The sequence below is a fragment of the Ammoniphilus soli genome (assembly GCF_040813775.1).
This window is the reverse complement of the sequence record NZ_JBEGDL010000002.1, coordinates 460463-472218: the sequence shown is the minus strand read 5'-3', so window position 1 is coordinate 472218 and position 11756 is coordinate 460463. Positions and strand designations below refer to the sequence as shown.

Annotated in this window: 15 protein-coding genes; 7 read left to right on the top strand and 8 right to left on the bottom strand. The window is 41.9% G+C overall.

Translation table 11 applies throughout. From position 1 onward, the window contains the following. Positions 1–5 precede the first annotated feature (5 nt). Positions 6–302 (bottom strand): hemerythrin domain-containing protein, encoded by a 297-nt coding sequence (locus ABLT31_RS07135; protein ID WP_367750253.1) that lies wholly within the window; start codon positions 300–302, stop codon positions 6–8. A 113-nt stretch (positions 303–415) separates the two neighbouring features. Here ABLT31_RS07135 and ABLT31_RS07130 point away from each other — a divergent pair, with 113 nt between their 5' ends. The 3 genes from ABLT31_RS07130 to ABLT31_RS07120 all read left to right on the top strand — a co-directional run bounded on the left by ABLT31_RS07130 (position 416) and on the right by ABLT31_RS07120 (position 1754). Next, a complete protein-coding gene (locus ABLT31_RS07130; RefSeq protein WP_367750110.1) occupies positions 416–658 on the top strand; it encodes a hypothetical protein in 243 nt (80 codons plus the stop codon). A 193-nt stretch (positions 659–851) separates the two neighbouring features. Continuing rightward, a complete protein-coding gene (locus ABLT31_RS07125; RefSeq protein ID WP_367750108.1) occupies positions 852–1187 on the top strand; it encodes a hypothetical protein in 336 nt (111 codons plus the stop codon). A gap of 102 nt (positions 1188–1289) precedes the next feature. Beyond that, positions 1290–1754, top strand: a complete 465-nt coding sequence (locus ABLT31_RS07120) for a DUF441 domain-containing protein (protein ID WP_367750106.1) — start codon at positions 1290–1292, stop codon at positions 1752–1754. Positions 1755–1803: 49 nt separating this feature from the next. Here the strand turns inward: ABLT31_RS07120 and ABLT31_RS07115 are convergent, their stop codons facing one another. Then, complete coding sequence (locus tag ABLT31_RS07115; RefSeq protein WP_367750104.1) at positions 1804–2574, bottom strand: GDYXXLXY domain-containing protein; 771 nt, start codon at positions 2572–2574, stop codon at positions 1804–1806. Positions 2575–2576: 2 nt separating this feature from the next. Then, entirely contained in the window at positions 2577–3773 is a 1197-nt protein-coding gene (locus ABLT31_RS07110) for a DUF2157 domain-containing protein (protein WP_367750102.1), read from the bottom strand. Positions 3774–3941: 168 nt separating this feature from the next. Between ABLT31_RS07110 and ABLT31_RS07105 the strand changes: the two genes are divergently transcribed. The 4 genes from ABLT31_RS07105 (at position 3942) to ABLT31_RS07090 (ending at position 5811) form a co-directional block, all read left to right on the top strand. After that, a complete protein-coding gene (locus ABLT31_RS07105; protein WP_367750100.1) occupies positions 3942–4127 on the top strand; it encodes a hypothetical protein in 186 nt (61 codons plus the stop codon). 82 nt (positions 4128–4209) lie between these two features. Beyond that, on the top strand, positions 4210–4356 hold the full coding sequence (locus ABLT31_RS07100) for a hypothetical protein (protein WP_367750098.1): 147 nt from the start codon (positions 4210–4212) through the stop codon (positions 4354–4356). Positions 4357–4893: 537 nt separating this feature from the next. After that, positions 4894–5433: a DUF420 domain-containing protein gene (locus tag ABLT31_RS07095; RefSeq protein ID WP_367750096.1), complete on the top strand. Its 540-nt coding sequence runs from the start codon at positions 4894–4896 to the stop codon at positions 5431–5433. Positions 5434–5616: 183 nt separating this feature from the next. After that, positions 5617–5811, top strand: coding sequence for an iron-sulfur cluster biosynthesis family protein (locus ABLT31_RS07090; RefSeq protein WP_367750251.1), 195 nt, complete (start codon positions 5617–5619; stop codon positions 5809–5811). A gap of 199 nt (positions 5812–6010) precedes the next feature. Here ABLT31_RS07090 and ABLT31_RS07085 read toward each other — a convergent pair whose 3' ends face one another. From ABLT31_RS07085 to ABLT31_RS07065, 5 genes are all read right to left on the bottom strand, one after another. Then, on the bottom strand, positions 6011–6475 hold the full coding sequence (locus ABLT31_RS07085) for an HAD domain-containing protein (protein WP_367750094.1): 465 nt from the start codon (positions 6473–6475) through the stop codon (positions 6011–6013). 137 nt (positions 6476–6612) lie between these two features. Then, positions 6613–7413: a formate dehydrogenase accessory sulfurtransferase FdhD gene (fdhD, locus tag ABLT31_RS07080; RefSeq protein WP_367750092.1), complete on the bottom strand. Its 801-nt coding sequence runs from the start codon at positions 7411–7413 to the stop codon at positions 6613–6615. Between the two features lie 17 nt (positions 7414–7430). Further along, positions 7431–9788 carry an FdhF/YdeP family oxidoreductase gene (locus ABLT31_RS07075; RefSeq protein ID WP_367750090.1) on the bottom strand — a complete coding sequence of 786 codons (2358 nt, stop codon included), beginning with the start codon at positions 9786–9788 and terminating at the stop codon, positions 7431–7433. A gap of 132 nt (positions 9789–9920) precedes the next feature. After that, positions 9921–10283, bottom strand: a complete 363-nt coding sequence (locus tag ABLT31_RS07070) for a Na-translocating system protein MpsC family protein (RefSeq protein WP_367750088.1) — start codon at positions 10281–10283, stop codon at positions 9921–9923. A 90-nt stretch (positions 10284–10373) separates the two neighbouring features. Continuing rightward, positions 10374–11633 carry an L-lactate MFS transporter gene (locus ABLT31_RS07065; protein WP_367750086.1) on the bottom strand — a complete coding sequence of 420 codons (1260 nt, stop codon included), beginning with the start codon at positions 11631–11633 and terminating at the stop codon, positions 10374–10376. Between the last annotated feature and the right edge of the window lie 123 nt (positions 11634–11756).

Here is an 11756-nt window from a genome sequence, read left to right as displayed (position 1 = left end):
ATATGTCATGCATGCGCCTTCTGAGGTGTGTAGTCATTCGTAATCTCACGCATTCGAAAAAGAATATCCCCTGCCCCTTCATGCTCGCCTTCCAATTCAAGAAGTTCCTTGTGCAGCTGGGCTAAGCTATCCGGTGTTGGAGCTTGTTCATATTGAAGAATAGCGGGAAATACCTTCTGCTCTTCCTTCGTCGTATGCACCTCTAGTTCTTGCTTCAGCTTGTGGAACAACTCGTGAAGCTCTGCCAATTCCGGATGGTCTGTTCCATGAACACGCAATATTTTCGTGACATAGGCGCTGATTTGGTATAATCTGATAGGGACAAATTAAGTCCATACTTGCATTGTCAGTCCCGGTGGTGTAAAATAAAATTAAATTTGAAATATATAAAAATCTCCTGATTGGGGGGAAACGAATGAACCACGAAGAAGAGTATTATGAAGTCGAATACTTCGATGATGAAGAATATGAAGAGGCCCGACGTGAGGAATCTGCAAGGCTTAATCGAAATACGGTGATTAATTTAGAGAATCGTTACGGCTGTACCTTGCCGCAATTCATTTTGAAAGCTCAGTCTTCAGATGAACGCGCTGATCTTCTAGTTTGGTCATGGGCCATTCGATATTTAGTACGGAATGAAGAGAAAATTTACACATAGATGATAGGGGCTGATCACCAGCCCCTATTTTAATTGTTCTGAAACCTGAAACCCTTAGCTATAGGTTGAAACTATAAAGGTTATAGGAAACTCCTATTAGAAATAATGAAGGAATTTTATTACTATTTAAATAATAACTTTACTACATAACCGCGTTAATGCAATTAAAAAACATGTTCGGGGGGAATAAAACATGTCTAATGCTCTTCATACTCATGATGATTTTTACAGGATTACATGGGAAAAAATTTCCGATCGGGACTTCCGCGTCCTTCTTTTTCCCAATAGCAGCTACGTTAATTGCGGAATCGCATTGCAAACATTCCCAACGGAACAACAAGCCCAATCTGCTGCCCGGACCTATAGGGATGCGCTTGAAATCGGTCTAGAGAATGGATACACCTTAAGACAGACGGGAGATTTCATGAAAGACGGATCATTGATTCATCACAAGGATCTGCTCGATCGCGGATCCGCTGCATGGAAGGAATTGCTCCAATATAAGGCTAGAAGTATGGTCGTAGGTTAAGGCTGCACAAAGCTGTGCAGCCTTTTCTTATAATTCATGATGATAATTTGTCCATCCTCTCATAAGATTTAGTAATAGACTTCTTTAATATAAAGGGGATATATGAACGGAGAACTATTGCTTGTCTTATTGATTATTACTGGGCTGTTTTCTAAGTCTAGTATCATTGCCATTGCTGCCAGCAGCTTGCTTGTGATGAAGCTATGCTCATTAGAGCGTTTTTTTCCTGCAGTAGAAAGAAGAGGATTAGAGTTAGGGATCTTGTTTTTGACATTAGTCATCTTGGTTCCTTTTGCTAATGGTAAAATCAACATGTCAGAAATCTATCCTTTATTTTTGACCTCGTATGGCTGGTTCGCCTTTATAGGAGGAGCCCTCGCTGTCTATTTAAATCGCTATGGGTTAAAGATCCTGCAAACCCAACCGGAATTTTTAGTCGGTTTGGTCATTGGCTGTATATTTGGCATTGTTTTTTTGGGAGGAATTCCCGTAGGCCCCTTAACAGCAGCAGGAATCACCGCCATCCTTAGTTTTATCTATCGGTTAGGTACAGGTCAAAGGTTTTAGCAGAAACAAAAAAAACGATGAACAGACACGTCCGTGCCCGTTCATCGTTTTATTTCTTTCTCTCTTCCAGAATTTCCCCTGTTAAGGCATCTACAACGACAACGTAGGAATCTGATTCTTTTTCATTGGCCTTATCCGGATACAATACTATATCAACCAGCCATACGGGACGTTCTTGATTTTGGTATTGGCCTGTCAATTGCGAGCGAAGGATATGAATTCCTTTCGGATTTTCTCTATAATGTTCCGATACATACTCCTGTGCTTCCCACTGGGTAATGACGCCATTGGCGATAAATTTGATATCCGAGAGCTGCTGTCCCCATGGAGACACCTTTACGATAACGTCAAATTGCCCGCGTTTATCTTCCAGTTCCTTTCCTGTTCCTTCCGGTACATAATATCTTTCGAAACCGTAAATGACACGAACCGTAAGAATCTGATCAGTTTCACCCTGCTGTGGATCCCAGTCACGTATTACATAGTCCACCTTCCCTTGTAGTACTTGTTCGTCGGTTGCGGGTGTAGGCCTATCCGGGTGGGCGGAAACGATTTCGTAATAGTCTCCTTCCTTTTTAACAAGAATATAAAGGGTATCCCCTGCTTCAGGTTGTTGATTCCCTTTAAATTTTGAAATGTCGATTTCACTAATCTCATAATTGAGTATGACATAATCGCCATAGAAAAGATCTCTCGGATCGACAGGAGCCGTCTTCAATCTTACATCTTCACCATACCATTGGACTGCGTAATGCGAACCTGCCATAAAAGTCAAAACAAATACCTGCAGAAACACGAATATAATAAATTTTTTCAACATCGCTACTCTCCCCCTTTGGCCGTCCAACGGCTTCGTTTCCGCAGCGCCCAATGGATGGCAAACAGCATCAGTCCGCCGATAAGGAAAAATAGTGATTTATCTAGGAAGTCCCATGCTAACTGAATATACCCGACAAAACTGCTAAACATGAACAAGAAAACGCCCATCTTTGACTTCCACGGCTCATTCTCCTGGTCTCCTAAGAAAATTAAGGAGGCCGCATACATAAACATGGCGATCAGGTAAGCGATATCCCCATGGGATAAGAGAAACAGCGGAGCAAACAAGAAAAATGGCAGCCACTTGCTTTTCTTTCCCCCACTTTTCCAGATGGTTAATAGGGACAGGATGATAAAGGAAACTAGGTAGGCTAAAGGGTTAGCTAAGAAATCAGAGTTTTTATACACCTCTTGATGAATAAAGACCATCAGAGCAGCAAAGGTAAAACTAATGGCAGGCGCCCCTATTAGGAACCCTTGGGACATGGGTCTGTGCTCTAAAGCTAAGCCAACAAGATACATTCCTAGGGGAACTAGGGTAATCCAGGACCAAGCTACGTCTAAGCCAACAAAAATCAAGATCGTTTGCAAGCCAATCAGAAACGCAAGTACCCACCCTACAAAAGGATGCTTTGCCCGATAAGTGAAACTGCCTAACCCGATAAGGGTCAGAACAAACAGCATCCAACTCGCCTCACCAAAAGAGGACAAGGCATAAATCTGACCAGCGGCCAGTAAAACACTAGACAGAAGAAAAAACAAATGATGGCGATAGAGATACAATGTCCCCAATCCAGCTAAACTCCAAAACACAAACAATCGGGCATCATACGCCACCAGATGAAACATCTGTCCGACCAGAATCATACCCGCGCCAAAAGTGACAACACCAAGACTTAACAGCCCTTGGCCGACCCAATGGTGACCCTGTCTATAAAGAGCGAAACCTGAACTGTAGAAGCCCACCATAGTTAAGGAAAGGATAATCAGTCTAGCTAAGTGAGACATTTCCTCCCAATTGGAAGCTACAAAAGTAAGCAAGCTTAAACCCACCAATACAGACGCTAAAATGGGCAGGATTTGAGAAATGCGACGAGGGGGATCCGGATACAGCTTTTGAATTTCTTCGTACTGTTCATGAGTGATAATTTGTTTTTCAACCCACAGCGGTCCTTCACGCCGAAGCCATTTGTGTGACACCAGTATCCACAACCTTCCTTTGAGGTTCTTACTTCTATTCTACTGGCTTTTGGCAATATAAAAAGTACCAACTTTTTTTGGTACCCAGGAATATGCCTATTGATTGATATTCTCGGCTTCTAAGGGTATTATATAGGAACATATGTTCTTATATCAAGAGGTGATCGAATGAAAGATGAACACATCCAGAAGGAACTATTAAGGATTGCTGATGAGTTAAAGGAACTATTTGAACTTACACAGGAAGATTTTACACTAGATAAAAGCAGATATAATATCGGAGTTATGGTTGGCCTGGAATATGCGAGAACCGAGCTGCATAAAATACTTGACTTCATCAAAAATCATCCTTAGGTAAAGCTTTGCCTCCCTTGTTTCCCTTTTTGTTTTCCTATATGATGAATCTTAGCTTAATGATGCAGGGAGGTTCCGAAAGGTGACAGGAACAGCACATCAACGAGAGATCCTAGGCGATGATTGGATCTACATTGGGGTCGAAAACGGGCTTGAGGTTTATATCCACCGCGACCATAACTGGATTAATTTATTTAACCCCAAAACCAATGAAATGCTGGAAGACTAGTAACAGTTGATTGGTAAAGATTACCTTAAGATTATAGTGGCGTTTCATTGAATTTGATGGTATAATGAAATCCTGAGCCGACTTATATGCGCTACGTCTGTTGCAACCGGGTTGTGGAGCCTGAACAGACGTATAGGAAAAAAAGGATCCTTAATAGGATCTTTTTTTTTTGCTTTTCATCGTTAAGAATTTACATACTACGCGGATTTTTCTCTTAAATGGTACGGGCCAGCAGATTTTTGAATACGATATTACGAAAATAGTGAAAGGGGGGAATAGGATGTACAAAATTTCTGGTGTTGGACGTCGGGTTACTAGCTGTGCCCGGTTTTGCCGAAATGTGTGTCGCACTGTATTTGGAGGTAGCCGTCAGTGCGTTAGGGACTGCTTAAGATGTGGCCGACGCTAATCGATTGATCGATTGACAAAGAGTCTGGATTGTATCCAGGCTCTTTGTTTTTTTCATCTTCTGTTCATTGAAAATCCATATTAAATCAATTAAAATGATGGGACGTTCATCTAGAAAGGAGTTAAGCAATGGGATTTGAAAATGTTAAGCAGCGCAATTATACACCGATCATCGTTTTACTTACGATTCTCATTAATACACTCGTAGCAATCTTATATTTCATGCCAGCCTATCAGGGGGTAGAAGATGTAGACCTTACTTTTTTGCCTTTCTTTAATGCCGTCATGAATAGTTTTACGTTTGTCTTTTTATTGTCCGCTCTCATCTCGATTAAGAAACAAAATGTCAGAGCGCATCGGAATTATATTTTTGGGGCTTTTACCACTACGACACTTTTTTTAATTTCCTACGTAACCTACCATGCCTTTGCCCCTTCGACTGCCTATGGCGGCGACGGACTGCTTAGATACTTTTATTATTTTATCTTACTGACTCATATCGTATTGTCGGCTATTATCGTCCCCTTGGTCCTTGTCACCACGGCAAGAGGATTAAATGGAAATGCCGAGAAGCATCGCAAAATCGCCCGCTGGACGATGCCCCTATGGCTTTATGTAAGCTTTACCGGAGTTTTGGTTTACATTTTAATTTCCCCTTATTATGCTTAAGGGGATAATAACTTGCCCATGAATCAGCTATTCATTGCAAAAAGGAGGAAGTTTATGCATGTAATCCTAAGAGAGGCGGCCCTTAAAAGACTAAAGGGAAAAGTCGCAAAAAAAGATCAGGCAGTGCGCCTAACCGCAGTATTTTCTCATGGATGAGGGGGAGGGCTTCGGCTTTCCTTAGCTCTGGATGAGCTAAACCCTCGGGATGTGGTATACAGCAGCGAAGGCGTTACGGTTCTTATAGACGAATTGTCTCAGCGGGAGTTAGGAGACAAACTAACGATAGATCTGACAAGCTATGGATTTAAGCTTTCGACGCCAAATGAGATCCTTTCCTATAATTTGAAATTGGATGAGAGAGTGCAGCCAATAGAATAACGGGAAAATCTCCACTTACAATAAAACTTTATGACATTTCATAAGAAATAGCTGGAAATTGTACCTGCTAATCACGATAATAACTCCGTTTTGGATCGTTTTATCGATGATAAGTGGACTTTTTCCAACTATTCGCTCATTATTTTTTTGAATTTTTAAAATAAATTGAGTTTTTTCATTAAGTCTCCGTATGGACCAGCTATTGGGACAACCTTTTAGTTGCTTGAAGCATATGGATAGCCTTATTTTTGGCCTCATCGTCCAAACCGGAAAACCAATCGGTCTGTACGAGAAATGGCCTTAGCTCTCCCATGTCATCATGATCATCCAGGATTACAAATTTGTCCACAGTTCGTGATGGGTCCAATTTAGACTCCTCTATATATTGTAAGATCTCTTCTCCGCGAGTGCTATAGTTTGAGATAGGAGTCTGCCCCACCAATCCTTCTTTGATTCCATTCGCTTCAAGCATTTGTTTTAAGCGCGTAAATCCTGCTTTTCTCCAGGTAGAACTGACAACGATATAGGCGCCGGTCCGGGCCATAATTTCCTTTAAATTTTCAACACAGGTAGGGTGAAATTGGTATCCATCGTAAGCTGGACTTAGCTTGCGATATGAACCCGTGATCATCACCCCATCAATATCCAAAAAAATCACGTTCATTTTTATTCCCCTTCCTTTTGTCCAAGCTTCCCTCCATTGTATTATAGAATTCGTCCTGATAAAACCAAAACAGCTAATAGTTAACATAATAAACGTTATGTACTATTTGAGTTATCTGTATTCGAAAAAAAGCTCTTTCATTCCGAAAGAGCCTCCACAATACGATGAGGGTGGGTATAAATATTTAAAGCCGAATTCCGTATAAATCCTACCGTTGTGATGCCTAGATCGTGTGCCAATTCTAAAGCCAAAGTGGTGGGTGCTGATTTCGACAACATGATCCCTGCCCCAATTTTTGCGACTTTCAAAAGTACTTCCGAAGAAATGCGCCCACTAAAAGCAATCACCTTATCCTTGGGGGAAATCCGGTGCTGGAGGCAGTACCCATAAATCTTATCCAGTGCATTATGTCTCCCGATGTCGGAACGCTCAATAATCATTTCTTCTGGAGTACATAGGGCAGCATTATGCACGCCGCCTGTTGCCTGAAAATCGATGGATCTTTCCTGCATTTGCTTCATCAGGTTAAAACACTGCTGTACTGTAATTGGGGTTTGAGTCATGACGGTTTTTGCCGTTCTTGCATCATTATGAAGATAAAACTGGCGACTTTTTCCGCAGCAAGAACCGATAAAGCGTTTGGAGTAAAAATCCTTGCTGATTGTCTTTTTATTTTTCAATTCAACATGAGCAAAGCCTCGTTTCTCATCAATAGACAACGACAAAATCTCTTCTGTAAAACGAATGAGCCCTTCTGAGGCTAAAAAACCGATGACCAAATCCTCCAGTTGGGAAGGAGTGCATACCATGGTCGCCAGCTCCTCCCCATCCACTACAATGGTCATTGGGAATTCCACAGCAATCTCGTCCTCAATTTCATGCAGATTCTCATTATAAAAACGGATGATTTTTTGCTGATTCACTATAGGCGCTCCCATGGTATGCCATCCCTTCCTTAGCTTACTTCTTGCTCTAAATCCTCTACCCGTTTCTCAAGATAATTCACGTCTTTTCTTGCTACGTATCGTTCAGCCTTCTCAACATGACAAGCTATGTTGTAATCAGGAATACCGGCATATTTTTCATAGCGGCCCTTCGGAAGAAGAAAATTCCCTTCAGGAAAGAATATTCCAAGGTTCCCTCTCGCGATATCTACAAATTTCGCCCTACCTTGGAAAACACCAAATTGGTTGTACACCACAATGCCTTCCCCTTCTTGAATGCTCAGATCATTTGCGTCTTCTTTGTTCATTAACACATCATATCTTTCTGCTCCGTTGAACGGGTCCGTTTCATTATAGACCATGGAGTTAAACTGCTTGCCTCGTCTAGAAGTAAGATAAAATGCCCCAGGCGCTTTATTTAGATCCGGAATATCAACAGGAACTAAATTTCCTTTTCCGTCGGAAGTAGGACAAACGCCATCTTCGCACAACCAGGCCCCACCCCATTGGAAGACGTCTCCTTGCTTTTTCAAGTGTTGAATTCCATCGTAGTTAGGATTTGCTTTTGCGATCTCATCACGTATGGCTTGCCCGTCCTTAAAATCAACCAAGTGAGCTGTTTCAGGTTTTACACGCTTAGCCAGATCGATATAGATTTTCCATTCGGAGCGTGCTTCTTCAATTATATTTTTGTTTCCCTCAATTTCAGGAGAGAAATATACCATTCTCTCTGTTGAGGTTGATGTTCCGCCACCTTCTTGTTCATACCTTGTTTTCGCGGGTAAAACAATGACCGCTTCTTTTGCATCCACAAGTGTTGATGTATTTAAGATGATGTCTTGATGGACACGAATTTCTAATTCTGATAATGCCTTTTCCACGAAATCAGGTTCTGGCATGGTTTCTAAGAAATTTCCGCCTGATAAATAATATAACTTTATCTTGCGTTCGTGCTCTTTCGGCAGGAGAATATTTTCAAGTGTAACCCCAACGATGTCACCCTGCCATTTAGGCAGTTCAAAGCCCCAAAGCTTTTCAATGCGTTTAATATTTTCGCCGTAGAAATCGCCACCGGGCAACACAAATGGGTCAGCTCCCATTTCCCCGCTTCCTTGAACGGAGGAATGACCGCGGAATGGCATCAATCCATTATGCTTACGCCCTAAGAAACCACGTAAAAGAGCGAGATTAGCTACTTGTGAAACGTTATCTGTGGCAAAAGAGTGCATAGTTAAACCTAACGCCCAAGCGAAAACCGCATTATTGCTTTTCGCTAATACTTCTGCTAACTCCACGATTCTTTCCTTTGTTATTCCAGACGATTTTACTATAGCATCCCAAGATTGCTCTTGTACTTTTGCTTTTAATTCCTCATATCCGTTAACATGTTTTTGAACAAATTCGTGATTAATTGCTGAACCGTGTTCTTTTTCTTCCATTTCGAACCAGTGTTTCATAATACCATGCATAAAGGCAATATCCCCTCCGATATTTACCTGATAGAAGTCATCAGCTACTTTTGTTCCAAAGAGAGCGGATTCCACATTAGAAGGAATCCAATATTTATCCATAGCTGGCTCTTTATAAGGATTTACCACAATAATCTTGGTACCCTTTTTCTTTGCTTCCAACATGTATTTGGTAGAGACGGGCGAACTATTAGAAGCAACACTGCCCCAGAATAGAAGAATATCTGTTCCAATCCAATCTTGATAATTTGCACTTGAAGCACCGATTCCCACTGAACGCTTCAAACCCGTTTTACTAGGGGAGTGGCAAATGCGTGACGCATTGTCAATATTATTGGTTCCCAAGAATCGTGCAGCCTTTCCAGCGACGTAATAGGACTCGTTTGTGATCCCTCTTGATGTTAAGTAAAAGGCATATTGTTTCGGATCCAATTGCTTCATTTTAGTAGCGATCGTGTCCATCGCTTCATCCCAAGTGATGCGAGAAAATTTCCTTTCCCCTTTTCTGCGGATCATTGGATAAGGGATGCGGCCTAATTTACGAAGTTCCGTACTTGAATATTTTCTTAGTTCATCAATATCAGCATGAAGAATGTCATGTTTAATCGCAGGCATCGTGTTTAAGCGAAGTACATTTAATCTTGTTGTACAAATGTGTGGTCCGGTTAAAGTTTGGTCATAAAGTCCAGCAACTCCTAGTGCACAGCCATCACAAACCCCTTTAGTAAGGATGTTCGCGGCATATCCTAAGTTATCTTTATTTTCCCAAAAAATCTTAACGGAGTCACGAATGTGTTTCGGCTTTACTTTCCCAAGACCAAAGGGAATAGGGCTTACCCAATGTTTAGGTGACGGTAATTTAGACTTTTTTATAGGGCCTTGATGTAGCGTTTTTCCCATTTCTTCCACTCCTTCTCCATTTTTATGCAAACAAAAAAACCGCTCATATCCCTCGTTTCACGAAGGTTATGGCGGTTAGTCTCCAACAGGATCGCTGTTAAGTGCCAACCTCTTATTTATCAGGGCCAGGATTTACTTCCCTTTCCCAAATTTTTCTTCTAAATTCTGATCAAATACGAAGATGGAAATGCCATAATCTTTTTCGATATCAATATCGACATATAAATCCAGAAACTTAGCGCCCAATAGTTCTTCCATCTCTATAGGGGGGTGTTTGCGGTACATCTCCTTCACCATTTCCGTCCGTGCTGACTTCAGCATTTGCCTTCCCTCATCTGCCGTGGCAATGAATTTTTCAACTGGGGATAGATTTCCTTCCATTTCACAGATCGCCCAGTTTTTGCAAAACGTCGTACGGACCTGGCTAGGACCTTTGCCCATGTGGCGCTTACGAAACGCGCGCACGACATTACTAAATTCCGCTTCATAATTCATTGAGTTACCTCTTTACCCGTAGTTCTTATGTCCGAAATATTACCATGATAAAGAGAATTTTTCAATGGTTTACTATACCCCAGCCTTTCTTTATGCCACCTTATTTTCTTCTGTTTGCTGTTTTCGTTTCTTATTGATATCCATTCGAATCAGGAAAGAAACCACTAGGGCAACTGCAAGCAGGGATGTGAAAATATGGAAGGTGACCACATAGCTTCCGGTTGCTTCCTTAATTTGTGCTACGGCTATTGGACCAACCACCCCAGCCATCGACCAAGCAGTTAATAAATAGCCATGGATTGCTCCTAATTGTTTTGTTCCGAACATGTCACCAATGAAGGCAGGCAAAGCTGCAAACCCTCCACCATAGCAAGTCATTATAACTAAAATAAGGGCTTGGAACATCAGTGCATTCGTTACATTCGGAATAATCATGAACGCAGCTATTTGAATAGCGAAGAAAGCCGTGAACACAGCGGGACGTCCAATATAGTCCGAGATTCCAGCCCAGCCAATTCGGCCCAATCCATTAAAGATACCCATGATCCCAACCATAGCTGCCGCAGCGGCTACATTTAACCCCACCATTTCCTGCGCCATTGGGGAGGCTACAGAGATAATCATAATTCCTGAGCTAATATTTATGAAGATCATTAACCAGAGCATCCAGAAACGTTTTGTTTTAAAAGCTTCATTGGCAGATAATTGAGCCAAATCCTGTTTGTATTCGCGAGTACCTGCTTGGATTTCCTTTTTCATTCCTTCCGGCATCCAACCCTCAGGAGGCCTTGCAATATAAGATGCACCAAGCATCATCATGACAAAATAACTCAGGCCAAGGATATAAAACGTTGCTGAAATCCCAACAGCCTCGATTAATTGAGCAGCAATCGGACTAGCAAGCAGGGAGCCCGCACCAAATCCGAATACTGCCATACCGGTGGCAAGCCCGCGACGATCAGGAAACCATTTCACCAAGGTCGACACGGGTGAAATATAACCAATCCCCAGACCAATCCCGCCAATCACTCCATACATCACAAGGAATAAAGGGAGAGATTCAATGGAGACCGCAAAACCCGCTCCAATTTGCCCTGTACTGAAAAAGAGCGCAGAGACCATAGCTGATTTGCTTGGCCCATTCTTTTCGACAAAACGACCGAATGCTGCAGCAGATAATCCTAAAAAGAAAATGGCGATAGTAAACGCCCATGCGATATCTGTCCCAGACCATCCCATTTCGTTTCCAAGCGGTTTCTTAAATACACTGTACGCGTAAGCAGAACCGATGGATAGGTGAATCGAGATAGCGGACAGAGCGACTAGCCAACGATTTTTTAATTTTCCCATATGCTCCCTCTCTTTTGTTTTCTAATGAATGAACGAAAAAACCGCCACTCCTCTTCCACCGCAATACGAATACGGTTAAAAGAGATGTGACGGTAGTTTAACCACAGGACCGCTGCTTAAAAC

What these genes read in the sequence shown, in the direction of transcription:
- ABLT31_RS07130 (WP_367750110.1), top strand. Translation starts at nt 416, where the DNA reads ATGAACCACGAAGAAGAGTATTATGAAGTCGAATACTTCGATGATGAA.
- fdhD (WP_367750092.1), bottom strand. Translation starts at nt 7,413, where the DNA reads ATGGGAGCGCCTATAGTGAATCAGCAAAAAATCATCCGTTTTTATAAT.
- ABLT31_RS07085 (WP_367750094.1), bottom strand. Translation starts at nt 6,475, where the DNA reads ATGAACGTGATTTTTTTGGATATTGATGGGGTGATGATCACGGGTTCA.
- ABLT31_RS07095 (WP_367750096.1), top strand. Translation starts at nt 4,894, where the DNA reads ATGGGATTTGAAAATGTTAAGCAGCGCAATTATACACCGATCATCGTT.
- ABLT31_RS07070 (WP_367750088.1), bottom strand. Translation starts at nt 10,283, where the DNA reads ATGAATTATGAAGCGGAATTTAGTAATGTCGTGCGCGCGTTTCGTAAG.
- ABLT31_RS07075 (WP_367750090.1), bottom strand. Translation starts at nt 9,788, where the DNA reads ATGGGAAAAACGCTACATCAAGGCCCTATAAAAAAGTCTAAATTACCG.
- ABLT31_RS07120 (WP_367750106.1), top strand. Translation starts at nt 1,290, where the DNA reads ATGAACGGAGAACTATTGCTTGTCTTATTGATTATTACTGGGCTGTTT.
- ABLT31_RS07115 (WP_367750104.1), bottom strand. Translation starts at nt 2,574, where the DNA reads ATGTTGAAAAAATTTATTATATTCGTGTTTCTGCAGGTATTTGTTTTG.
- ABLT31_RS07105 (WP_367750100.1), top strand. Translation starts at nt 3,942, where the DNA reads ATGAAAGATGAACACATCCAGAAGGAACTATTAAGGATTGCTGATGAG.
- ABLT31_RS07125 (WP_367750108.1), top strand. Translation starts at nt 852, where the DNA reads ATGTCTAATGCTCTTCATACTCATGATGATTTTTACAGGATTACATGG.
- ABLT31_RS07065 (WP_367750086.1), bottom strand. Translation starts at nt 11,633, where the DNA reads ATGGGAAAATTAAAAAATCGTTGGCTAGTCGCTCTGTCCGCTATCTCG.